Source organism: Streptomyces sp. NBC_00247, assembly GCF_036188265.1.
Classification (GTDB): Bacteria; Actinomycetota; Actinomycetes; order Streptomycetales; family Streptomycetaceae; genus Streptomyces.
In genome coordinates this window covers 974,947-996,899 of sequence record NZ_CP108093.1, presented here as the reverse complement: position 1 = coordinate 996,899, position 21,953 = coordinate 974,947, and the positions used below count along the sequence as shown (strand labels likewise).

General features: G+C 73.2%; 16 protein-coding genes and 3 pseudogenes. 8 read left to right on the top strand and 11 right to left on the bottom strand.

Annotated features, from left to right (window positions below):
• Positions 1-19 precede the first annotated feature (19 nt).
• On the top strand, positions 20-1,093 hold the full coding sequence (gene hemE / locus OHT52_RS04025; RefSeq protein ID WP_328718732.1) for a uroporphyrinogen decarboxylase: 1,074 nt from the start codon (positions 20-22) through the stop codon (positions 1,091-1,093).
• A 67-nt stretch (positions 1,094-1,160) separates the two neighbouring features.
• On the opposite strand, the gene OHT52_RS04020 is transcribed toward hemE, so the two are convergent.
• Positions 1,161-2,546 carry an FAD-dependent oxidoreductase gene (locus OHT52_RS04020; RefSeq protein WP_328718731.1) on the bottom strand — a complete coding sequence of 462 codons (1,386 nt, stop codon included), beginning with the start codon at positions 2,544-2,546 and terminating at the stop codon, positions 1,161-1,163.
• Positions 2,547-2,614: 68 nt separating this feature from the next.
• Positions 2,615-3,616 carry a DUF4349 domain-containing protein gene (locus OHT52_RS04015; RefSeq protein WP_328718730.1) on the bottom strand — a complete coding sequence of 334 codons (1,002 nt, stop codon included), beginning with the start codon at positions 3,614-3,616 and terminating at the stop codon, positions 2,615-2,617.
• A 127-nt stretch (positions 3,617-3,743) separates the two neighbouring features.
• Between OHT52_RS04015 and hemG the strand changes: the two are divergent.
• The 4 genes and pseudogenes from hemG to OHT52_RS03995 all read left to right on the top strand — a co-directional run bounded on the left by hemG (position 3,744) and on the right by OHT52_RS03995 (position 9,361).
• Positions 3,744-5,269, top strand: a pseudogene (gene hemG, locus OHT52_RS04010) (protoporphyrinogen oxidase).
• A gap of 4 nt (positions 5,270-5,273) precedes the next feature.
• Positions 5,274-5,987, top strand: coding sequence for a hydrogen peroxide-dependent heme synthase (gene hemQ / locus OHT52_RS04005; protein ID WP_328718729.1), 714 nt, complete (start codon positions 5,274-5,276; stop codon positions 5,985-5,987).
• Positions 5,988-6,345: 358 nt separating this feature from the next.
• On the top strand, positions 6,346-7,320 hold the full coding sequence (locus OHT52_RS04000) for a carbohydrate kinase family protein (protein WP_328718728.1): 975 nt from the start codon (positions 6,346-6,348) through the stop codon (positions 7,318-7,320).
• A 115-nt stretch (positions 7,321-7,435) separates the two neighbouring features.
• Positions 7,436-9,361 (top strand): hypothetical protein, encoded by a 1,926-nt coding sequence (locus OHT52_RS03995; RefSeq protein ID WP_328718726.1) that lies wholly within the window; start codon positions 7,436-7,438, stop codon positions 9,359-9,361.
• A gap of 17 nt (positions 9,362-9,378) precedes the next feature.
• On the opposite strand, the gene OHT52_RS03990 is transcribed toward OHT52_RS03995, so the two are convergent.
• Positions 9,379-11,034 (bottom strand): alpha/beta hydrolase, encoded by a 1,656-nt coding sequence (locus OHT52_RS03990; RefSeq protein WP_328718725.1) that lies wholly within the window; start codon positions 11,032-11,034, stop codon positions 9,379-9,381.
• 134 nt (positions 11,035-11,168) lie between these two features.
• Positions 11,169-11,969, bottom strand: a complete 801-nt coding sequence (locus tag OHT52_RS03985) for a TIGR04222 domain-containing membrane protein (protein ID WP_328718724.1) — start codon at positions 11,967-11,969, stop codon at positions 11,169-11,171.
• Positions 11,970-12,087: 118 nt separating this feature from the next.
• On the opposite strand from OHT52_RS03985, the gene OHT52_RS03980 reads away from it, so the two are divergent.
• Entirely contained in the window at positions 12,088-12,609 is a 522-nt protein-coding gene (locus tag OHT52_RS03980) for an AAA family ATPase (protein WP_328718723.1), read from the top strand.
• A 46-nt stretch (positions 12,610-12,655) separates the two neighbouring features.
• Here OHT52_RS03980 and OHT52_RS03975 read toward each other — a convergent pair whose 3' ends face one another.
• The 6 genes from OHT52_RS03975 to OHT52_RS03950 all read right to left on the bottom strand — a co-directional run bounded on the left by OHT52_RS03975 (position 12,656) and on the right by OHT52_RS03950 (position 20,356).
• Positions 12,656-13,138: a WapI family immunity protein gene (locus tag OHT52_RS03975; RefSeq protein WP_328718722.1), complete on the bottom strand. Its 483-nt coding sequence runs from the start codon at positions 13,136-13,138 to the stop codon at positions 12,656-12,658.
• Between the two features lie 210 nt (positions 13,139-13,348).
• Complete coding sequence (locus tag OHT52_RS03970; RefSeq protein WP_443046488.1) at positions 13,349-14,470, bottom strand: TIGR04222 domain-containing membrane protein; 1,122 nt, start codon at positions 14,468-14,470, stop codon at positions 13,349-13,351.
• Positions 14,467-15,813 carry a multinuclear nonheme iron-dependent oxidase gene (locus tag OHT52_RS03965; protein ID WP_328718721.1) on the bottom strand — a complete coding sequence of 449 codons (1,347 nt, stop codon included), beginning with the start codon at positions 15,811-15,813 and terminating at the stop codon, positions 14,467-14,469. Before OHT52_RS03965 ends, OHT52_RS03970 begins: the two co-directional genes overlap by 4 nt.
• Before the next feature lie 178 nt (positions 15,814-15,991).
• Complete coding sequence (locus OHT52_RS03960) at positions 15,992-17,449, bottom strand: extracellular solute-binding protein (protein WP_328718720.1); 1,458 nt, start codon at positions 17,447-17,449, stop codon at positions 15,992-15,994.
• Positions 17,446-19,929, bottom strand: coding sequence for a substrate-binding domain-containing protein (locus OHT52_RS03955; protein ID WP_328718719.1), 2,484 nt, complete (start codon positions 19,927-19,929; stop codon positions 17,446-17,448). The genes OHT52_RS03960 and OHT52_RS03955 overlap by 4 nt, the downstream gene beginning before the upstream one ends.
• Positions 19,930-19,933: 4 nt before the next feature.
• Complete coding sequence (locus tag OHT52_RS03950; protein ID WP_328718718.1) at positions 19,934-20,356, bottom strand: hypothetical protein; 423 nt, start codon at positions 20,354-20,356, stop codon at positions 19,934-19,936.
• A 261-nt stretch (positions 20,357-20,617) separates the two neighbouring features.
• Between OHT52_RS03950 and OHT52_RS03945 the strand changes: the two are divergent.
• Positions 20,618-20,806 (top strand): annotated as a pseudogene (locus OHT52_RS03945) (flavoprotein); the annotation flags it as partial.
• Positions 20,807-20,814: 8 nt separating this feature from the next.
• A pseudogene (locus tag OHT52_RS03940) lies at positions 20,815-21,351 on the top strand (dienelactone hydrolase family protein); the annotation flags it as partial.
• A 208-nt stretch (positions 21,352-21,559) separates the two neighbouring features.
• Here the strand turns inward: OHT52_RS03940 and OHT52_RS03935 are convergent.
• Positions 21,560-21,919, bottom strand: coding sequence for a hypothetical protein (locus OHT52_RS03935; RefSeq protein WP_328718717.1), 360 nt, complete (start codon positions 21,917-21,919; stop codon positions 21,560-21,562).
• Between the last annotated feature and the right edge of the window lie 34 nt (positions 21,920-21,953).

Sequence of the window (21,953 nt, the reverse complement as noted above, 5' to 3'; positions counted from 1 at the left end):
TCGTGCGAAGATTCTGTGCGTGAGTGCCAACGAACGCCCCTCGGGCCAGCTGACGACGACCTCCGCCACCCACGACTCGGTGTTCCTGAAGGCGTGCCGGCGCGAACCGGTGCCCCACACCCCGGTCTGGTTCATGCGGCAGGCCGGGCGGTCCCTGCCGGAGTACCTGAAGGCCCGTGAGGGCATCGCGATGCTCGACTCCTGCACGATGCCGGAGCTGGTCACCGAGATCACGCTGCAGCCGGTACGCCGTCACAAGGTCGACGCCGCCGTCTACTACAGCGACATCGTCGTACCGCTCAAGGCCATCGGCATCGACCTGGACATCAAGCCCGGAGTCGGCCCCGTGATCGCCGACCCGATCCGTACCCGCGCCGACCTGGCCCGGCTGCGCGATCTCACGCCCGAGGACGTCCCGTACGTCACCGAGGCCGTCCGCATGCTCGTCGCCGAACTCGGCACCACCCCGCTCATCGGCTTCGCGGGCGCCCCGTTCACCCTTGCCAGCTACCTCGTCGAAGGCGGGCCCTCCCGCAGCCACGAGCGCACCAAGGCCATGATGTACGGCGACCCGCAGCTCTGGGCCGACCTCGTGGACCGGCTCGCGGACATCACCGGCGCCTTCCTCAAGGTCCAGATCGAGGCCGGCGCCTCGGCCGTCCAGCTCTTCGACTCCTGGGTCGGCGCGCTGGCACCCGCCGACTACCGCCGCTCGGTGATGCCCGCCTCCGCCAAGGTCTTCGACGCGGTCGCCTCCTACGGTGTCCCGCGCATCCACTTCGGCGTGGGCACCGGCGAACTGCTCGGCCTCATGGGCGAGGCCGGAGCGGACGTCGTCGGTGTCGACTGGCGCGTCTCCCTGGACGAGGCCGCCCGCCGCGTCGGCCCCGGCAAGGCGCTCCAGGGCAACCTCGACCCGGCGGTCCTCTTCGCCCCGACCGCCACGGTCGAGGAGAAGACCCGCGAGGTGCTGGACGCCGCCGCGGGCCTGGAGGGGCACATCTTCAACCTCGGGCACGGCGTCATGCCGTCGATGGACCCGGACTCCCTCACCCGGCTCGTGGAGTACGTCCACACGCAGACCGCGCGCTGAATCGGCACGGGCCGCCGGAAACCCCCGGGTTCCGGGCGGCCCGTGCCCGCCGGGTGCGGCCCGCCGCTCAGGCCGAGCCCGCCGCCCGTACCGCCGTGCTCGCCTTACGGGCGGCCACCAGGACCGGGTCCCAGACGGGGGAGAACGGCGGGGCGTATCCCAGGTCGAGCGCGGTCATCTCCTCCACCGTCATCCCGGCGGTCAGCGCCACCGCGGCGATGTCCACCCGCTTCGCCGCCCCCTCGCGGCCCACGATCTGCACGCCCAGCAGCCTGCCGGTGCGGTACTCGGCGAGCATCTTCACCGTCATGGGCGCGGCGCCCGGGTAGTAGCCGGCCCGGCCCGTCGATTCGATGGTGGCCGTCACGAACCGCAGCCCGACCGCCCGCGCGTCCTTCTCCCGCAGCCCGGTCCGGGCGATCTCCAGGTCGCAGACCTTGCTCACGGCCGTCCCGACCACTCCCGGGAACGTGCCGTAACCACCGCCGACGTTCGCGCCGATGACCTGACCGTGCTTGTTGGCGTGGGTGCCGAGCGCGATGTGCCGGGTGCGCTTGGCCACCAGGTCCAGCACCTCCACGCAGTCGCCGCCCGCCCAGATGTCCTCGTGCCCGACCACCCGCATCGACAGGTCCGTCAGCAGACCGCCGTGCGGACCCAGCGGCAGACCGGCCGCGCGGGCGAGCTCCGTCTGCGGCTCCACGCCGATGCCGAGGACCACCACGTCCGCCGGGTACGTCTCCCCTTCGGTCACCACCGCCGACACCCTGCCGTCCGGTCCGGTGCGGATCTCCGTCACCGCCGCGCGGTTCACCGTCGTGATGCCGAGGCCGTCCATCGCCTCGTGCACCAGGCGCCCCATGTCCGGGTCGAGCGTGGCCATCGGCTGCTCGCCCCGGTTCAGCACGGTCACCTCGAACCCGCGGTTCAGCATGGCCTCGGCCATCTCGACGCCGATGTAGCCCGCGCCCACCACCACCGCGCGCCGGCGGCCGGGGCCCGTCCGGTCCAGCGAGTCCAGCAGCGACTGGCCGTCGTCGAGCGTCTGCACCCCGTGCACCCCGGGGGCGTCGATGCCGGGCAGCGCCGGGCGCACCGGCCGGGCCCCGGTGCCGATCACCAACTTGTCGTACCCGGTCCAGTAGGCGTCACCGGTCTCCCGGTCCAGCGCCCGCACCCGCCGGCCCGCGACGTCGATCTCCGTCACCTCGGTACGGGTGCGCAGGTCGATGCCGCGGGCCCGGTGCTCCTCGGGCGTACGGGCGATCAGGTCGTCGCGCTCCGCCACGTCGCCGCCCACCCAGTACGGGATGCCGCAGGCGGAGTACGAGGAGAAGTGGCCGCGCTCGAAGGCCACGATGCTCAGCTCGTCCGGCCCCTTCAACCTGCGGGCCTGCGACGCGGCGGACATGCCCGCCGCGTCGCCCCCGACGACCACCAGTCGCTCCGTCATGCCAGGTCCCTTCGCCGCAGTGTGCCGACCACGCTAACGGCGTTCCCCGGCGTTTCCCCCCGGCGGTCTCAGGGCGCGGGTGTCGTGCTCGCGTCCTCCCGCTCGTCCGCGACGGCGGGGGCGGGTGTACCGGCCGCCGGTACGCGGCGGCGGCGCATCACCAGCCGCCCGACCACCAGGAGCAGCGCGACGGCCGCCAGGAACGGGGCGGTCGCACCGATCGCCATCGCGATCCACCGCAGCGTCGTGACGAACGCGTCCCACCCACCGGTCACCGCGTCCCAGAACCCGGGATCGTCGTCCTCGTCGGCGACGGAGGCGTCCGGCTCGTAGAGATCCAGGGTGATCGTCGCCAGCGAGGTGCGGTCGGCCAGGCTCGCCCGCTGCGCGAGCAGGGACTCCAGGTCGGCCTGACGACTGCTCAACTGACCTTCGAGCAGGACGACATCGCCGATCTTCTCCGCCTTCGCCATCAGGGCCCGCACCCGGTCGACGCTCGCCCGCTGGGTCGCGACACGGCTCTCCACGTCTACGACCTGGTCGGTGACGTCCTTCGCCTCCGACGTGCGCGAGAGCAGCTTGCCCGCGCCGGTCAGCCGCTTCAGCACGGCCTCGTACCGGTCCTCCGGGACCCGCAGGACGAGGTGCGAGGAGTCGTGGACGTCGTCCACCCGCTCGGTCGACTCGCTCTCCACCAGTCCGCCGCTGCCCTCGGCGGCGGACCGGGCCCCGGCGACGGCCTTCGGGACGTCTTTCACCTCGATGGACATCACCGTGGTGCGGATGACGTGGGTGGCGGCCGGTGTGCTCTTGTCCACCGCCGTCCCGCCCGCCTCTCCGTCCGCCTTTCCCGCCGCCGCGGAACCGGCGCCGTCCGACCTGGCCGGGCCGGACGCCGCCTCCGGCCCAGCGCCTTCTTCCTGCGCGACGGCCGCCTTGTCGTCCGAGGAGGACTCGCCCATCCCGCCGGTGTCGTTCGCACCGCACCCGGCCACCGCGAGCAGGGCGACGAGCGCCCCGGCCGCCAGAGTGGCGGTGCGGTGTCGCTGGATTCTCTGCGTGGACTGCATAACTGGTCCCCCCGGCTGGATGAGTTGATGTCCGCCCTTGGACGTGCCGGACCCCCGCCAGGTTTCCCGCGCGCGGTTTCGAAGCGGTCACGGTCGGGACTCGTTCGAGGTTTGAGAGAGTGGACCCATGCAGGGTTCTGAACAGCAAGCGCACGCGACCGAGCCGCACGTCGTCGTCATCGGCGGGGGGATCGCCGGACTGGCCGCCGCCCACCGGCTGCTCGGCAGCGGGGTACGGGTCACCCTCCTGGAGGCTTCGGAACGGCTCGGCGGGAAGCTCATGACGGGTGAGGTCGCGGGCGTCCAGGTCGACCTCGGCGCCGAATCGATGCTCGCCAGGCGCCCGGAAGCGGTCGGCCTGGCCCGCGCCGCCGGACTCGGCGACCGCCTCCAGCCGCCCGCCACGGCCTCGGCCTCCCTCTGGACGCGCGACGCGCTGCGCCCGATGCCCAAGGGCCACGTGATGGGCGTCCCGGGCGACCCCGAGGCGCTGCGCGAGGTGCTCTCGCCCGAGGGCATCGCCCGTATCGCCCAGGAACGCGAGCTGACCGCCACCGCCGTGGGCGACGACGTCGCGATCGGCGCGTACGTCGCCGACCGGCTCGGCCGCGAGGTCGTCGACCGCCTCGTGGAGCCACTGCTCGGCGGGGTGTACGCGGGCGACGCCTACCGGATCTCCATGCGGGCCGCCGTCCCGCAGCTCTTCGACATCGCCCGGGAGGGCGGCCCGCTGCTCGACGGGGTGCGCCGGGTCCAGGAGCGGGGCGCCGCCCAGCAGGCGGGCGGGCCCGTCTTCCAGGGCATCGACGGCGGTCTCGGTACCCTTCCGGGCGCCGTGGCCGACACCGTGCGGGCCGCCGGCGGCGAGATCCTCACCGCCACCCCGGTGCTCGGCCTGTCCCGTACCGGGGCCGGCTGGGACGTCCGTACGGAGAACCGGGTGATCGCCGCGGACGGCATCGTCCTCGCCACCCCCGCCTGGTCCGCCTCCACCCTGCTCGCCGCCGAATCCCCGGCGGCCTCGGCCGAGTTGGCGGGCGTCGAGTACGCCTCGATGGCCCTGATCACCATGGCGTTCCGGCGCGGGGACATCGAGGCGGTGGAGGCCTTCCGCGGGCGCTCCGGCTTCCTGGTCCCCCCGGTCGACGGCCGCACGATCAAGGCCGCCACCTTCTCCAGCAACAAGTGGCGGTGGGTGGCCGACGCGGCCCCCGGCCTCTTCGTGCTCCGTACCTCGGTCGGCCGGTACGGCGACGACGACCACCTGCACCGCGAGGACGACGAACTCGCCGCGCTCTCCGGCCGCGACCTCGCCACCGCGACCGGCCTCACCGCCCAGCCGGTGGACACCACGGTCACCCGGTGGATCGGCGGACTGCCGCAGTACCCGGTCGGCCACCTCACCAAGGTCGAGCGCATCCGCGGTGAGGTCGCCAAGCTGCCCGCCCTGCGGGTCTGCGGCGCGGTCTACGACGGCGTCGGCATCCCGGCCTGCGTCGGCAGCGCGCGGCGCGCCGCCGACGAGATCGCGGCCGAGCTGGCCGGGCGGCCGTGACGGGGGCCGCCGGGGCGGCGCGGACGGGAGAGATCGCCGGGGAGATCATCGCCACGCCGACCCTGGTTCGGGGCACGGAAGACGAGGCGGGACAATAGCCGTATGAGTGCGCCTGAGAAGATCCCGAACGCCGGTAAGAAGGCCAAGGACCTCAACGAGGTCATCCGCTACACCCTGTGGTCCGTCTTCAAGCTGCGCGACGTGCTGCCGGAGGACCGCGCGGGCTACGCCGACGAGGTCCAGGAGCTGTTCGACCAGCTCGCCGCCAAGGACATCACCGTCCGGGGCACCTACGACCTCTCCGGTCTGCGTGCCGACGCCGACCTGATGATCTGGTGGCACGCCGAGACCTCGGACGAGCTCCAGGAGGCGTACAACCTCTTCCGGCGCACCAAGCTGGGCCGCGCCCTGGAGCCGGTCTGGTCGAACATGGCGCTGCACCGCCCCGCCGAGTTCAACAAGTCGCACATCCCGGCCTTCCTCGCCGACGAGACGCCCCGCGACTACGTCAGCGTCTACCCCTTCGTGCGCAGCTACGACTGGTACCTGCTGCCCGACGAGGACCGCCGCCGGATGCTCTCCGACCACGGCAAGATGGCCCGCGGCTTCCCCGACGTCCGCGCCAACACCGTGGCCTCGTTCTCGCTCGGCGACTACGAGTGGCTGCTGGCCTTCGAGGCCGACGAGCTCTACCGCATCGTCGACCTGATGCGCCATCTGCGGGCCTCCGAGGCGCGGCTGCACGTGCGCGAAGAAGTGCCGTTCTACACCGGTCGCCGCAAGGCGGTCGCCGACCTCGTCGCGGGTCTCGCGTAGGGTCCTCTGGTCGGCGTTCTCCCGGGGGCCCTCCCGGAAGGCCGCCGGCCACCCGCACACCTGGTGGCCCGACTCGCAATGCCGGCGTTTCCCGGCCACCCCCGACCCGGAAGATCAGACGGCGTCCGGACGCCTCCAGCGTCTCGGACAGCCGTTCCAGCGACACCGGGTCCGGCTCCGGGTGCGGCTCGCAGCCTGCGTGCCGCACCGGCGTCCTTCCGGGGCGTGCGTGGTCCTCGTGACCCGCACGCCCCGGGACCCAGGGCCAGGGGCCAAGGGTGTCCCGCTCCGCGAGGCACCGGGGCTCGGCGGTCCGACCGCCTCCCGGCCGTCCCAGAAGAAAGCCCGAGGCCAGGTCATGACGTCTTCGCCCGTCTCGCCTTCCGCGCCCGTGACCGTCATCGGTGAGGCCGTCGCCGACGCGTTCGTCGGCACGACGGCCCCGGACGGATCGACCCCGCTGACCGTCCACGCCGGCGGCGGCCCGGCCAACACCGCCGTCGCCCTCGCCCGGCTCGGTACCCCCACCCGCTTCGCCGGCCGCCTCTCGAAGGGCCCCCTCGGCACCCTGCTGCGCGAGCGGCTCGCCTCCTCCGGAGCCGACCTCGGCCCCTCGGTCACCAGCTCCCGCCCCGCGACCCTCGCCCTCGCGCGGATCGACGGGACCGGCGGCGCCTCCTACGACTTCTACGCCGACGGCACCGCCGACTGGCAGTGGACCCCCGCCGAGCTCACCGCGGCGCTGGCGGCCGTACCGCCCTCCGTCTGCGTCCACACCGGCAGCCTCGCCCTCGCACTCCCGCCGGGCGCCGCCGCGATCGAAGCCGCCCTGGAACACGCCCGGGACACCGCCACCGTCTGCCTCGACCCCAACGTACGTCCCACCCTGGCCGACGTGGAGCACCTGCGCGCCCGGCTGCCCCACTGGTGCGCGCTGGCCGACATCGTCCGCGTCAGCGCCGACGACGTGGAACTGCTGATGCCGGGGACCGGGCCCGAGGAGGCCGCGGACCGGCTGCTCGCGGCGGGCGCCGTGCTCGCCGTGGTGACCCTCGGCGCCGACGGCGCCCTCGCCCGCACCCGCGACTTCGGCGTCCGGGTGCCCGCGCCCGCGGTCGACGTGGTCGACACGATCGGCGCCGGGGACGCCTTCACCGCCGGACTCCTCCACCGCCTCGCGGCGGACGGGCTGCTGGGCGGCCGTCTGGACGGCCTGACCGAGCCCGCCTTGCGGGACGCGACGGAGTTCGCCGTCGCGGTCGCCGCCCGTACCTGCGCGGTGGCGGGCGCCCAGCCGCCGTACGCCGCCGAGATGGCGGAGCGGGCGGACTGACGGCCGTTCACGGGCCCGCCCGGGTACGGCTACCGCCGCCGCCGTTCCCTGCCCCGCTCCGGTAAGCCCGGGCCGAACGCTTTCTCCCACCGCGAGCGGCTGGGACCATGACCGCGTGCCGCGCCGAGAAGAACTCCACGAACTGCTCGCACACGCCGGACTCACGGTCGTCGAGCAGGTGCCCCCGGGCAGCCTGTTCCCGCCGGAGGCGGGCCTGCGGATCGCACGGGGCACCGCCGCACCGCCGGGAGCGGCCCGCGAGGCGCTCGACGCGGCGTGGTGGCGCCGTCTGCGCGATGCCGACGGCGAGTTCCTGGTGGCCGTCCTCGGCCACCGGGTCGGCGGCAACGACTCCTGGTGGACCCGGGTGCGGTACGCCGGGAGCGGCGTGCCGGAGCTGACCCGCGACCCCGGGTACGTGGCGCTCTCCCTCGACGGGCAGGTACTGCTGGCGGAGGTACCCGGCGCGGACGGGCCGCGAGTGACGGCCCTCGACCGGCTGCCGGAGCGGCTGGAGGAGGCCGCCGAAGCCGCCGGGACGGAAACGGAGGCCGAGCGCGCCGAGGTGTGGGCGAAGGTGCCCGGCCGGCACGCGTGGCCTCTGCACTGGGCACAGTGGCTGGGATCCAATCCGGCCGCGCCGGACGAACTCCTGATCCGGTTGCTGGACGTGGAGGACGGCTTCCTGCACGGATGCGACCGGCCCGCCGTTCTCGATGCTGCGGTGGCGCACCCCGACCCGCGGCTGCGGTCGAGACCCGCCGACACCTTCCGGCCCAGGCTCACGCCCGATCAGTGGATACGACTGGTCCGCGCCGAGCCGTCGCCGGACCGACGCGTCCACTGGGCCGAGCACGCCCACGCCTGGGGCGCCGGGCTCCCCGACGACCTGTACGACGACCTCCTCGCCGGCCCGTCCCGGGCGCGAGCCGCCGAACTTCCGGGGCTCCCCGCACAGCACCTCCCCGGCCTCGTGGCCGACCCCGATCCCCGGGTGCGGGCCGCGGCCTGCGCCCGCTGGCAGGAGCTCCCCTCACCGCTGCGGGAGTGTCTGCTGTCCGACACCGACCACACGGTGCGAACGGACGCGCTGCTCGCCCACCACACCGGCGTACCCATGCCTTACGAGGTGTTCGCCACTCTGCCCGATCCGCGAAGGGCGCTCGAACGGTGCCGCCTGGCGCCCGCGCTGGAGGCGGATCTGGTCCGCAGCGGGGACGCGGAGGCGCGACGGGCCATGGCCGCCAACCCGGGCCTGAGCGCACAGGGCGTCGCCGTACTGTCGGACGATCCGCGAGGCGGCGTCCGCTCCGCGGTGGCGCTGCGCGCCGATCTCACCGAGGAACAACGTGCCGGGATACGCCATGACTTCGACCCGACGTCCATGTCGCTCACCCTGTCCTGGGTCGAAGACCTGCACGGTGACGCCGACGCGATGCGCCGCCTCGCCGCGTCGTCCCATCCGCTGGTCCGCCGCAGTGTGGCCCGAGCCCGGCACCTTCCGCCGGACGCCGTGGCACGTCTGGCGCGGGACGAGGACCGGACGGTCCGACTGTTCCTCGCCGAATCGTGCGAGGACGCGCCGGCCGACATGCTGCTGGAGGTCTGGCGGTGGTGGGACGGCAGCTTCAGCCACCCCGACCGGCCGCGCAGCCATCCCAACTTTCCCCGTACGGGCCTGCTGCGCCACATCACCGACCCCAGCGGTCGGATGCGCAGACTGGCCCTGGACGATCCGGAGTCGACGGAGGCCGACGTCGCACGCCTGGTCCGGGACCCTGAAGCCGAGGTGCGCCGGCGCGCGGCCGAGGACCCCCGGCTGTCACCCGCCGACGCGGTGCGGCTGCTGAACGACCCGGCGGCCGCCGTCCGCGCCGCCGTCGTCCGCAATCCGCGGCTGCCGGCCCGCGTCCTGGCCGGACTGCTGCACGACCGGGAGACGGCGGGCGCCGCGGTCACGAACCCCGCGATCCCGGTCCCCGTCCTGCACCGCGTTTTCGACGCGGCGGCGGCAGCCATGGCGGTCGTGCGGTCGACGTGACCCGGTGGGCGCCCCCGTCAGGCCCCCGGCTCGCCCCGCAGGAGGCTCCGCGGCCCCGCGTCCCGGGGGACGGCGCGGTTCAGCGAGACCGGGTTCGGCTCCCGGTGCGGGGCGCACTCGACGTCCCGGGCGGGCACCCGGCCCGTCAGCAGGTACGTCTCCAGGTGGCCGTTGACGCAGGCGTTGTCGGCGCCGCCGATGCCGTGCGAGCCCGCGTCCCGCTCCGTGACCAGTACCGCCCCGCGCAGCCGCCGTCGCAGCTCCACCGCCCCCGCGTGGGGCGTCACCCCGTCCCGCTCCGCCGCCAGGACGAGCACCGGCGGGAGCCCGCCGCGCCCGGTCCGCACGTCGAGCGGATGCCGACCGGGCTCCGGCCAGGAGGCGCACGGCAGGTTCGCCCAGGCGCCCGCCCAGGTGGCGAACGGGGCCCGACGGGCCGCCCGGGTGTGGTCGCGGTCCCAGGTCCGCCACTCGGCGGGCCACACCCCGTCGTTGCACTCCACCGCCGTGCGCACCGCGTCGGCGTTCTCGTCGCCCTTCGCCGTGTACGGCCGGGGGGACGCCTGCGTGATCAGCGGCCCCGGATCGCCCTTCGCGTACGCGGAGAGGGCCGACGCCCGCATCGCCCAGTAGTCGTCGTAGTACGCGGCACCCAGGAAGGCCGCCTGGAGCTGGGCGGTCCCGACCGCACCGCCCGCCGGACTCCGGGACAGCTCGGCCCGTACGAGGTCGTACCGGCTGCGCACCGCGCCGGCCGTCGTGCCCAGGCCGTACACGTCGTCGTGCCGGGCGACCCAGGACAGGAAGTCCTCGAAACGGGACTCCAGAGCACGCGAGCGGGCCAGCCCCGCCCGGTAGCCGACCTGCCGGGCGTCGGGGTCGGGCGGCGAGTCGAAGACCATCCGGCGCACGTGCGAGGGGTACAGCGTCGCGTACAGCGCTCCGACGTACGCGCCCTGGTCCGTGCCCATGAAGGTCAGCCGCGGCTCGTCCAGCGCGGCCCGCAGCACCTCCAGGTCGCGGGCGCCGTCGAGGGAGGAGTAGTGGCGCAGCGCCGGCCCGGCGGCGAGCGCGCAGCCGTCCGCGTACGCCTTCGCGAGGGCGGTCCGCTCCCGCTTGTACGCTCGGGAGGGCTGCTGCGGAGAGTCGGTGGGCGCCCCGGCCGGCTCCCCGGGGGGACGGCAGGAGAGCGCGGGCGACGGGGCGACACCGCGCGGGGCGTAACCGACCAGGTCGTAGGCGCGGGCGGTCTTGCGCCACGCCGCCCAGTCGCCGACCAGCGGGAACGTGATGCTCGCCGCGCCCGGACCGCCCGGGTTGTAGACCAGCGAGCCCTGGTGCTCCGCCGCGTCGCCGGTGGCGGCGGTACGGCTGACGGCGAGTTCGATCCGCGGACCGTAGGGGTGCGCGTAGTCGACCGGCACGGTGAAGGTCCCGCAGCGCAGCGACTCGGGCAGCATCTCGCGCTCCGGGCAGTCGCCGAACGCGATGCCCCGCTCCCGGGCCCGTCCGGCGGCGATCATCGTCCCCCAGGCCTCGGGCACCGTGACGTCCGCCCGGGCCGCCGTCCCGGTCGCCGGGATGATGGCCGGGGTGGTTGCCGTGGCGGACGCGACGGGCAGCGCGGCGAGGACCAGTGCCCCGGCCGTCGCGTACCGCGTGACTGCTCTCACCGGATGGTCCCTTCGTCCTTGCCCCGCGGGACGTCCTGCGGGGAAGAGGATCGTCGGGTGCGCGGAAGGCGAAGTAAAGAACCGGCTGACGGCGTGCGGAGGCGTGTCCGGCGTGACCGACCGGCGCGCCGCGATCAGTACGCGTGCCCCGTGCGGCCGGCGCGACGGCCCGTCAGGGCGGCCCGCAGCAGCGGGTCCTGCACGGCGTGCAGGCCGCGCACGGCGACGGCGGCGAGCAGATGGAGGTGGGTGCCGCGCCCCGGGCCGGGAGTCCGCAGCGAGTCGAGCCACTCCTGCCCGGCGGGCGAGGCCCACGGACTGTACGGGTGGTTCTCGATCCGCACGATGAGCAGGCAGCCCACCACGAGCACCAGCGGCAGCACGAACCAGACGATCGCCGGTCCACCGGGTGAGAGCGACCGGCCCGGGAGCGTCACCGACGCCAGCGCCAGCACCACGATCAGCACCGCCGTGCGCCGCACCTCGCCCAGCGCCGCCGCCGTCGCGCCGCGCAGCGCCTGAGGCATCGCCAGCCCCGCCGCCACCAGCCGGTCCGCCAGCGCGCGAACCGGCTCGGCCGCCGCGGCGGCGGCCCGTACCGGCGCGATCCGCGACTGCCCCTCGGGCCCGATGGCCCGGATCACCGTGCGTTCGACGTCGTCCCGGCCATGGGGGTCCACCACCGTGGCCCAGCCGGTGTGGGCCAGCAGCAGGCTCTGCCGCAGATGCATGGAGACCAGCGCGAGGTCCGCGACCCGCTCAGGACCGCCGGCCAGGAAGGCCGTCTCGTACAGGCTCAGGTCGTACGCCGCCGGGCTCGGCCGGCGGGAGGGGGCGGCTCCCGGGTGGGCGGCCCTGGCGGCGGCGAGACAGAGCCGCAGACAGGAGAGGGCCGCCGCGGCCCATGCGATCAGCAGACATATCAACCAGACCATGACCGAGTTCTATGCGAGCCGAGGAGAAACCGGTCCGGTCCGTTCACCATACGGACACAGGAGAGGGGGTGGTGCGCTTGTGGGGTGGCCGATTACCGCCCCCAGTAGCCTGGCGGCCATGATCGTATGGCTCAACGGCACCCACGGCGCGGGCAAGACGACGACCAGCGCACTCGTGCAGCGGCTGATCCAGGAGTCACGGGTGCTCGACGCCGAGAAGGTCGGCGAGACACTCATGGACATCGAGCCCGGGCTGCCCGCCCTCGACAACTTCCAGCACTGGCCCCCGTGGCGCCCGCTGGTGGTCGAGACGGCCCGTCACGTGCTCGACTACACCGGCGGCACGCTGGTGATGCCGATGACCGTCCTGGTCGAGGAGTACTGGCGCGAGATCAGCGCCGGCCTCGCCCGCCACGCCATCCCCGTACGCCACTTCGTCCTCCATGCCGACCAGGACACCCTCCGCGGACGCATCGAGGGCGACTCGGTCATGGGCCCCTCCGCGTTCCGGCTGAAGTACCTGGACCCGTACGCCGAGGCCGCCCGCACCTGGCTCCACCGGGAGGCCGAGGTCGTCGACACCACCCACCTCACGCCCGCCGAGGTGGCCCGGCACATCGCCGAGGCGGTGGGGAGATGAGTTCCCTGCGGCCGTCGCCCCGGACCCCGGCCGCTGCCCGGGGTGATCAGCGAGGGGGAAACGCGGCCAGGGCGCGTTCCCACTCGTCGGCCGCGTGCAGCACCCCGGCCGCGTCCGTGCGCACCTGGACGAAGTACTGGTAGAGGTCCGGCTCGTCCTCGCCCTGTCGCCCCGGGGGCCTCGCCTCCAGGGAGAGGTGGATCCGAAGCACCAGTCCTCCTTCACCGCGGTCGGCGAGGCTGAACGCCAAGACCGGTTCGACGAACCAGGTGTCGGGGGACAGGTAGCCTGCCCCGTCCGGCCCGCACGGGGCGATCGTCCCCGCCGCCACCCCGCGCAGCCAGTCGGTGACCTGATGGGCTTCGTGGATCAGCAGGGCGGGGTCGGCGAAGGACCAACTCCTCTCGGGAGTGGTTACCTCGCATCCGATGATCAGCCAGTTGTCGTCGTGAGGGTTGCCCCGGGCCCTGGCGAACCGATGGCGCAGCGGGTGGAGTTCCACCGCGTTCGGTCCCGTGCCCAGAATCATCGCGCCATGGTGTCACGGCCCGCCCGCCGCACCCCGGGCGGGCGGGCCGTGACGAACGTGACGGGAGCCGCTCATGGGCGTGGACCCGTTGGTCGGCGCTCCCGGCTCGCGTACGTACCCTTCGCTTCCGCGCTCAAGCTGGTCCTGGCTCGCGTACCCGGCGCCCCCGTGCTCAGCTGGTCCCGGCTCGCGTCCCCGTCGTCCCCGCGCTCAGCTGCTTCCGCCGCCGCAACTGGAGCTGCTTCCCCCACAACTGGAGCTGCTGCCGCCGCCACAACTGGAGCTGCTGCCGCCGCCACAACTGGAGCTGCCGCCGCCGCAACTGGAGCCGCTGCTCCCACAGCTCGAACCTCCGCTGCCGCAACTGGAGCCGCTCCCACCGCAGCTGGACCCGCTCCCCGCGCCACAGCTCGAACCGGAACCGGAACCGGAACCGGAGCCGCAGCCGCCGCCCGGACCCGTCCCCGCGCACCACACCACGGGCACCATCGCCGCCCCCGCCACGGACGAGTCGGCAGCCCCGTGGTGGCGCGCCGAGGAGGACCCGCTCCGGACGGGGGACCCCGGCGCCCCGTATCGCGTGGCGGCCGTCAACTGGTCGCGCAGCGCCGTGTCCGCCAGTGACCGCAGCCCGAAGGCGGCCACCAACTGCGCGGGCGTACCGCCCGAGCCGGAGCGGGCCGTACGGTACGCCCGCGCCGCTGCCTGACCCGCCTTGGTGATCCGTGCCCGGGCGCGGGACCCCGCCACCAGAGCGCACACTCCGCCGAAGAAGATCGCCGGCAGCATCTTGACGATGAACGGGAAAGGCATCTCGCCGAATCCGTCGATGACCGCGTACTGGACGAAGGTCGCGACCATGGACACGGGGAAGAGCGCGAGACAGACCAGGCCCTGGATCCCCGCCCAGCGGCGGCGCGTCCGCACCTCCTCCGGACGCGCCAGCAGGTCCCGGGCAGCCAGCCCGTCGCCGATCTCCTGCACGGCGGGGTGGTGCATGACCGCCAGGCGCAGGATGTGCAGCGCCCCGTTCGGGGCGAGCGCCAGCTCGTGGAAGACGGCACGCTCCACCGGATCATGGGGCTGTGCCCGTACGACGGAGACGATGCCCGGGCCGCCGATCACCACGCGGCCGTCGGTGTGCAGGGCGGTCAGAGCGGTGTCCACGACCCTCGCCGGGCCGCCGTTGAGGAACGCGGCCTCGTGATCGTCCCGCACCTGGGCGCCGGGGCCGGTGTACCGCCCGCCGCTCCCGGAGCCCGTCGTCAGGAGAAGCACGCTGGAGGTCACGATCGCGACCGTCAGCAGCAGTGCGAGCAGGTTGATGATCATCGGTTCCCCCCGGAAGACGACCTGAGCGCGGTGGTGGACGTGGTGAACGCGGCACGTGCCGCGCGGACGAGCCGGGTGGTGCGCCGGGGCGGCCGCGCCGCCGCGCGGTCCTGCCACCAGTGGGTCAGCCGCCGCCGGGCCGCGTCGTCGGCGGGCTCGCCCGAGACCAGCAGATGTTCGGCGAAGGCCAGTGCGTCACGGCGGTAGCCGGATGCGGGCGGCCGGCCCTCGGCGTACCGGAGGAACGCGGGGCGGTAACCCGGTCCCAGGATCTCCGGCAGCTCCGGCGCCACCTTCGCGACGATGCCGGCCCGCTTGGCGGCCAGGGCCCGGCTCTGCACCCCCAGCCGCTCCGCGTCGAAGCCCGCGGGTACGGGGGCCCCGGCGACGAGCGAGGCGAGCAGCCCGGCCTGGGCCCCGGCCAGCCGCTCACGGGCGTCGGTCGTGTCTCCGGCCGGGGGCGCCACACGCGCCGACCCGCGCGCCGACCCGCGCGTCGCACCGCTCGGACGAACCGACCGGCGCGCCGCTTCCAACGTCTTGCGGATCATGGCGAGTTCGCCGGCCAGCTCCTCGGCGGGCGGGAAGTCCTCGTCGCGTTCCAGCAGCACACCGGGCGGGTCCACCCGGGAGCGCAGCTCTGTCAGGACCTCCAGCACCGGGGCCGTCACCGGATGGGCGTGCGTGTCGTGCCAGACACCGTCCTTCTCGACCCCGCCCGCCACATGGACGTACGCGATGGCCTCCGCCGGCAGCTCGTCCAGCGCCGTGGCGGGGTCCTCGCCCCGGTTGACGTGGTTGGTGTGGAGGTTGGCCACGTCGATCAGCAGGCGGACCCCGGTCCTCGCGACCAGTTCGGCCAGGAACTGCCCCTCCGTCAGCTCCTCGTCCGGCCAGCCGACCAGCGCCGCGATGTTCTCCAGCGCCAGCGGCACCGGCAGCGAGTCCTGAGCGATCCGCACGTTCTCGCAGAGCACGTCCAAGGCGTCCCAGGTCCTGGGTACGGGCAGCAGATGGCCCGCCTCCAGCGCGGGCGCACCGCCCGCCGGCCCCCCGGCCCGTACGAACGCGATGTGCTCCGTCACCAGCGGCGCACCGAGCAGCTCCACGCGCGCCGCCAGGTCTGCCAGCCGCCGGGGATCGGGGCGCTCCGCGCCGCCGAGGCCCAGCGCCACCCCGTGCGGCACCACCGTGACGCCCCGCTCCCGGAGCCGCACCAACGACTCGGGCAGATGGTCCGCGCAGAGGTTCTCCGCCACGGCCTCCACCCACTCGACGCCCTCCAGCGCCTCCACCGCGTCCGCGATCTCCGGACGCCAGCCGATCCCGATTCCGAGCCTCATGAGCGCTCCCCCCTTCCCGGGCGATCCGTTCGCTGCCCGTGCAGAGGTGATGACCCCCGCGTACGTCGCCGAACCCGAACGAGAAGACGTTCAGAGGAGGATTTGAGGTTGCGGGGGCGGGGCGGGCCGCTGTGCGGTGGCGGTGCGTGGTGGATCGATCCGCTCGGCCGGTGCCCCGTCAGCCGGCCGTGGGCATGGCCCGGCGCAGTGCGGTGTCGAGATCTTCGGCCAGTTTCTCGTTGCTCTTCGAAGGCCCTTCGCCGAAGAGGGGCGCGAGCTCGGTGCGTACCGCCTGGGTGAAGGCGCCGTAGTACGGGGTCCGCGGGCGCAGCGCGGCGCCACGGAGGGCGTCCAGGAGCGTGTCGGAGGCGTAGAGGGGCCGGCCCTGCTCGTCGCGCGGCATGCGGTCGGCGCTCTCACCGGAACCGGTCGAAGGCGCCGCGGTCCGGTCCTCCGGGCAGCTGAGCTTGTCGTCCTCGTACGCGGACGTCCTGGTCGCGGCGAACCCGGCACGCAACAGGCGGCATTGGCTGTTCTTGTCGGTGAGAACGCGGATGAGGTCCTGGGCGGCCCGGAAATGCGGGGAGTCGCGCGTCACCGCGAGGTTCTGGCCACCCAGTACCGCCTTGCCCGGCAGCGGGATGACCTGGAGCTGGTCCTTGCCGAACGTCTGGCTCAACGCGCCGTAGGCGTAGGGCCAGTGACGCAGGAAGGCCGTCTTTCCGGCGGCGAAGTCCGCGAGTGACCCGGCCTCGTCCGCCTTGTACGTCAGGGTCAGCGCCTGGGCGGTTCTGGCGCGCAGATCGCTGATGCCGCTGAGGAGCTGCCCCTTGTTCCCCGTGTAGCGGCCCTGGTCGTCCGTGAGCGCGGCCCCCTCGTCACCGGACGAAGCGAACGCCTCGACGGCGTTGACCGTCCGGCCCTCGTAGTCCTTGAGCTGCGTGGTCCAGCCGGCCTTGTACTGCGGAGGCATCTCCGCCCTGTTGACGTCGTTGATCACCTCCTCCAGATCGCTCCAGTCCTTCACCTTCCCCCGCAGGTCGGTGTCCTCCAGGTCCGCCGTCTCCAGATAGTCGGGCCGGTAGTAGAGGAGGCCGACGTCGCTGTTGAACGGGACGGAGTAGACGTCCCCGTGCCAGCGCGCCGTGCGTGCGACGGAATCGATCACGTCGTCGTCGAGCAGGTCCTCACTCAGGGGGCGGACGAGGCCGGCCTCGGCGAACTCCGGAACCCAGGTGACGTCGAGATTGACCACGTCGTAGTCCGCGCCGCCGGACTGCAGCGCGCCGAGCAGCTGACTGCGCTGCTGGTCGGCCGAGCCCGAGAGTTCGACGAGGTGGGCCCGGTAGGCGCGCGCGCCGTTCGCCGCCCTCTGTTCGGCGTTCCAGTCGTCTATCAACTGCTGCCGGACACCGCCCTTGCCGGTGACGTCGCGCCCGCTCGCGACGAAGATGTCGCGTGATTCGTCCTTGCCGGGCTTGGGGACGACGCTCCGCTCCGCGCCGCCGGCGCCGTCACCCCCACCGGTGCACCCGGCCGCCAGGAGAGAGAGCGCGAGAATCGCGGCGGGCCAGGGCGTCCGCGCGAGAGAGCGGCGCCGGGGAGACGTCCGGGGCCCGGGGAGGGCTGAGGTCATTGCTGGTCTCCTGATCCGGTTCTGGCGACCTCGTCCTGCAGCGCGGGCACCAGATCGCTCCGGTTGGCGTCCAGACACCGTCCTCCGCTGGCGACCGCGATCCGTTCGTTGGGCTTTCCCGAGTCGCACGTGCCCTGCTGCATCGACACGACGACGATGGGGACCGCCCGCTCACGGGCCGACTTCAGCAAGCGGGCCAGACGCCCTCCCTCGGTCAGTTTGTCCTTCTCCTCGTCGTCCGTGAGGTAGACGATCAACCGCGGATTCTGGTCGCCGGTGTCCTGGGTCGCCATGAAACTCCAGGCGTCGTCCAGGGCGTGGGACGGATCGGCCTCGACGTTCCCGACCTCGGCGCGCTCGTCGATCGCCGATTCCGCGTCCGCGTTCCGGTGCGACCCGAAGTCGAGGAGAGTCGTGTGCGATTTTCCGGCCTTCTCGCCCACCGACCAGACGCCGTACTCGTCCTTGCCGCCGAGGCCGCGGAGCGACTGCTTGAGGATGCCGGGGGCGCCGCTCGGGCCGTGCCACTTCGTGCCCATCGAGCCGGAGCTGTCCAGCAGGAACAGCACGCTGCCCGGGCCGTTCGCACCGCGGTACGTGCGGAGCGCTTCGTTCATGGTGTCGCCGCTCGCCGGTCCCGCGAGCGGACCGGGATCGGCGAGGGTGCCTACCGCGGGTTTCACGGTCCAGCCCGCCGTAGGTCCGGTGCCCTTGCCGCCCGTGGGCGCCCGGAAGCCGTCCCCGCGGAAGACACCGGTGCCGGCCTTTCCGCCGAGCCACTTCCGGAAGCCCTCCGCGGCCTCGTTCCGGGCGTCCTGGTCCCGCTCCGCGTCCTTCCAGGTCACCCGGACGTAGGTGAGGTCGAGCCCCGGCACGTCGTCCGAGTACTGAGCCACGCGCACCGCACGGCTCCACGAATCGCATCCGGGCCCGGTCGTGAAGAGGTGCTCCGGAACGAGCACCGCCGTCCGGTCGTCCTCCTCGTCCACCTCCGCCAGATCGCAGAGCAGATCGCTCGCGGTGGCCGCGGGCGATCCCGGGTGCGCGACGGACTTCTCCGCCTCCCTGCCCGATGCGGCCGTGGCGTAGAGCCCGCTCGACGCCAGCAGGGCGGCCTCCGTGAACTCCGGGTCGGCCCGGCGCACCCGGGCCTTCGGATACTTCTCCCGGAGCCTCGTGAGCAGGTCGGCGAGCTTTCGGCCGCCGCTCTGCGACGGAGCCTGCGCGAATGCCTTGGGTACGGCGAGGACGATCGGCGAGGAGGCCAGCGGCTGGAGGTCACCCATCGACGCGGAGGACGGACCGGTCCCGGAGCCGGCCCGTTCCACGTCGGCCGAGACGGCCGGAATCCAGATGTCCGGCTGGGGCCCGACGTCGCGCTGCGGATTGATGTCACCGGTCGCGGGCTGCTGCCAGGCCGCGGTGTCGTCGCGGAACGCCGCCACCACGTCGGCGGCTCCCGCGCTGTACGTAGTGATTCCGCTGCGCCGGCAGCCGTCGTCCGTACGGTTGGCGTCGGACGCCATGTAGGCCGTGGCGGCTTTGCGCACGGTCGTCTCGATGCCGGGGTCGGTCAGCAGCCTCAGCTCCAGAGGCGGCGCGCAGCGTACCGGGGTGTCGAGGCGGGGCAGGAGATAGGCGCCACAGCCGAGGAGTGCCACGACCACGACCGCGGCGGCGACGGTGACGGCCGGTCTTCTGCGCCAACCGGACGGCGTCGGAGCCTCGTCCGCAGGGGGGATGTCGGTGGCCAGCAGGACGTCCACCCCGGAGGTCGCGGGTCTGCTCTGCGGCTCCCACGGCTCGGGGCGCTCCGTCTTGAAGTGCGTGGTCATGTACGTTCTGAGCTCTTCGGAGAGCGCGTGGAAACCGACGTCGCCGCCCTGCCCGGCCAGGCCCCCCTTCAGTATCCGCAGAAGCTGTTCCGTGAAGGGCGTGGGCCGCGTGCCGGGACCCGCGCTGATCAGGTTGTTGGCCTGCACGCTCATCAGTTGGGAGACACGCTGCTTCTCCCGGCGGGCCTCCCAGACGAGTGCGGCGTTTCCGGCGTGGCAGCAGTCGAGGACGACGACGATCTGCTCGGCCCGGCTGCTCACCAGGGTGCCGAGAATCTGGCTCCATGACTGGGACCCCTGGAACACGGCGGCGGACCCGGCGACGACGCGCGCGTTGCGCATCTGGAGCCACAACTCGTCCGCGGCGGCGGGGACGGCCCCGTGGCCGGCGAAGTAGAACAGCAGCAGTCCCTCGGCCGACTGCACCGCGTCGTTGAGCGCGCGGGTGAAATCGTCGACGCCCTCGGGCCTGCACACGGTGATCTCGTCCGGATCGAAGAGCTTCCCCGTACGCAGTACCTCCGACAGCTGCGCCAGGTTGTGGTTCACGGCTTTCAGGTCACGCGGCTGTATCTCCTCGTACTCGGGCACACCGACGAGCAGCGCCCGATTCGCCCTCCCCCGTGGGTCGAACCGCTGGGGCACCGGATTAGCCCTCGCTGTCCGGCGCCTCGGGGTCGCGGTCCGGGGTGTCGGCGCGACTGTCCGGCGGCGCGTGCGAGGTGATCTCGGGGACGGGCGGAGTGCCCCGCTCCACCGAACGGCGGTTCTCCCGCCAGGCCTTGACCCCGGACTCGGTCGCGGCGAGCACCTTCTCGAAGAGTCCGGGCGTCACCGCGCCGATCAGGACCAGCACGATGTCCATCCCCGCGCCCATGGTGACGTTCGCGTCACTGGTGTCAACGGCTCGGGGACGCTCATGGATGCGGATCGTGTTGTCGTTGACCCAGCGTTCCAGGGTGCGTTCGCGCTCCAGCCACTTCTTCAGCGCGGCCACATCGACGTCGTCGGTGGTGTCTCCGAGAAGTGTGACGCGGATCGAGCTGTGTCCCCCGCGCTCTCCATCTGTCATAACTCCTCATGATGTCATGGGAGTTACGGCTCCTATGCGGCTGAAGTCATCTGTTGTGACCACTCTGTGACAGATTGCGGGCGGTGCGTGGCGAGTCGGCCCGGGGAAGAGGCCCGGGTGGGGCCGCGGTGACTCCCGGCGTGCGGCCAGCTGCCCCGCACGGACTCTCCCGACCTGGGGCGGCCGCCACGGTCCGTTCCGTGAAGGGGGCGGTCAGCCCCCGTACGGCCCCGAGCGCCGTGATCGTGCTGACCGGCTTCCGCCCCGACCTGCCACGAACAGGCCCGCTCCGCCGCCGCCCTCGCCGGAGACCTCGAAGCAGCCGACCGCGTCGAACGCACCCTCCCCGAGACCGGCGTCCGCGGAGGCGCCGGACTCTTCGACGACCCCGCCGCCGCACGGGCCGACGGCGCAGGCTGCGGCGCGACACCGCAACCCGCCCTGGTCCAGCCGCCGAGGGTTTCGCGGTCGTCGCGATCGACGCACCCAACCACGGGGACAGGCCCAAGGACGAGGAGTTCGGCCGGATCGCGGCCGATATGCGGGCCGGCATGGCCGCCGGCGAGAATCCGGGTGCGCTGGTCGCCGGCATGCACGGCCATCTCGCCCCTCAGGCCGTCGCGGACTGGCAGGCGGTCCTGACCGCTGTCCAGCGCCTCGACCACGTGGGCGTGGGCCCCGTGGGCTACTGCGGCATGTCGATGGGCTGTGGGCTCGGTATCCCGCTCATCGCGGCGGAACCCCGGATCCGCGCGGCGGTGCTGGGCCTGCTCGGCGTGCGCGGGCCGGCCAAGGACGCCGGGCGGATCACCGTGCCGGTGCAGTTCCTGGTCCAGTGGGACGATCAGATGGTGCCGCGGGACGAGAGCCTGGCTTTGTTCGACGCCCTGGCCTCGGCCGAGAAGACGCTGCACGCCAACCCCGGCAAGCACGGGGACGTACCGTCGTTCGAAGTGGACGGCTCGCTGGGGTTCTTCCACCGGCATCTGAGCTGACACGCATTCCCGTACTCGGTGCGCCGGCCCGGAACCCGTTCCCGGCCGGCGCGTTCGGTACGGACGGCTGGGCATGCCCGAGCGGTCGCAGGTGCGGCACATCGAGGGCAGGCGGCCACTGCGGATTGTCGGCAGGGGCACGGGGTCGGCGGTCACCCGGCGCCGCAAAGCAGTTCTATCGGCACCGGGATCGATGGCGTCGGACCGGTCACCGCCTGATACGTGTGTGCAGGGCAAGTGCGCCGGCAAGGGCGAGTACGCCCGATCCGAGCAGTGCGAGCGTGCCTCGCGAGCTGATCACGCGGTGAGGGCCGACGGCCAGCACGGAGCGCCGTCCCTGGATGGACAGCGCACTTCCGGTGCTCTGGATGGACCCCAGCGAAACGAGGGACATGGCAGAGCCGATCGAGCCGACTGACAGGGAAGAGCCGATGGACCCCACGGACAGAGCGCTGCCAACCGAACCGATGGACAGCACGGACCCGACGGATCCGATGGACAGGAACGAGTCCGTCGACCACAGGGAGAGTGAGGAACCCCCGACGGTGCGGGAGGAAGTGTGCGCCATGGGAGTCATCATGCCGCGTGTGGGGCCGGCGTAC

Bases quoted from the DNA above. Each gene is read 5' to 3' on its own strand.
- OHT52_RS04020 (WP_328718731.1), bottom strand. From the start codon at position 2,546: ATGACGGAGCGACTGGTGGTCGTCGGGGGCGACGCGGCGGGCATGTCC.
- OHT52_RS04015 (WP_328718730.1), bottom strand. From the start codon at position 3,616: ATGCAGTCCACGCAGAGAATCCAGCGACACCGCACCGCCACTCTGGCG.
- hemQ (WP_328718729.1), top strand. From the start codon at position 5,274: ATGAGTGCGCCTGAGAAGATCCCGAACGCCGGTAAGAAGGCCAAGGAC.
- OHT52_RS04000 (WP_328718728.1), top strand. From the start codon at position 6,346: ATGACGTCTTCGCCCGTCTCGCCTTCCGCGCCCGTGACCGTCATCGGT.
- OHT52_RS03985 (WP_328718724.1), bottom strand. From the start codon at position 11,969: ATGGTCTGGTTGATATGTCTGCTGATCGCATGGGCCGCGGCGGCCCTC.
- OHT52_RS03980 (WP_328718723.1), top strand. From the start codon at position 12,088: ATGATCGTATGGCTCAACGGCACCCACGGCGCGGGCAAGACGACGACC.
- OHT52_RS03975 (WP_328718722.1), bottom strand. From the start codon at position 13,138: ATGATTCTGGGCACGGGACCGAACGCGGTGGAACTCCACCCGCTGCGC.
- OHT52_RS03970 (WP_443046488.1), bottom strand. From the start codon at position 14,470: ATGATCATCAACCTGCTCGCACTGCTGCTGACGGTCGCGATCGTGACC.
- OHT52_RS03965 (WP_328718721.1), bottom strand. From the start codon at position 15,813: ATGAGGCTCGGAATCGGGATCGGCTGGCGTCCGGAGATCGCGGACGCG.
- OHT52_RS03960 (WP_328718720.1), bottom strand. From the start codon at position 17,449: ATGACCTCAGCCCTCCCCGGGCCCCGGACGTCTCCCCGGCGCCGCTCT.
- OHT52_RS03950 (WP_328718718.1), bottom strand. From the start codon at position 20,356: ATGACAGATGGAGAGCGCGGGGGACACAGCTCGATCCGCGTCACACTT.
- OHT52_RS03935 (WP_328718717.1), bottom strand. From the start codon at position 21,919: ATGGCGCACACTTCCTCCCGCACCGTCGGGGGTTCCTCACTCTCCCTG.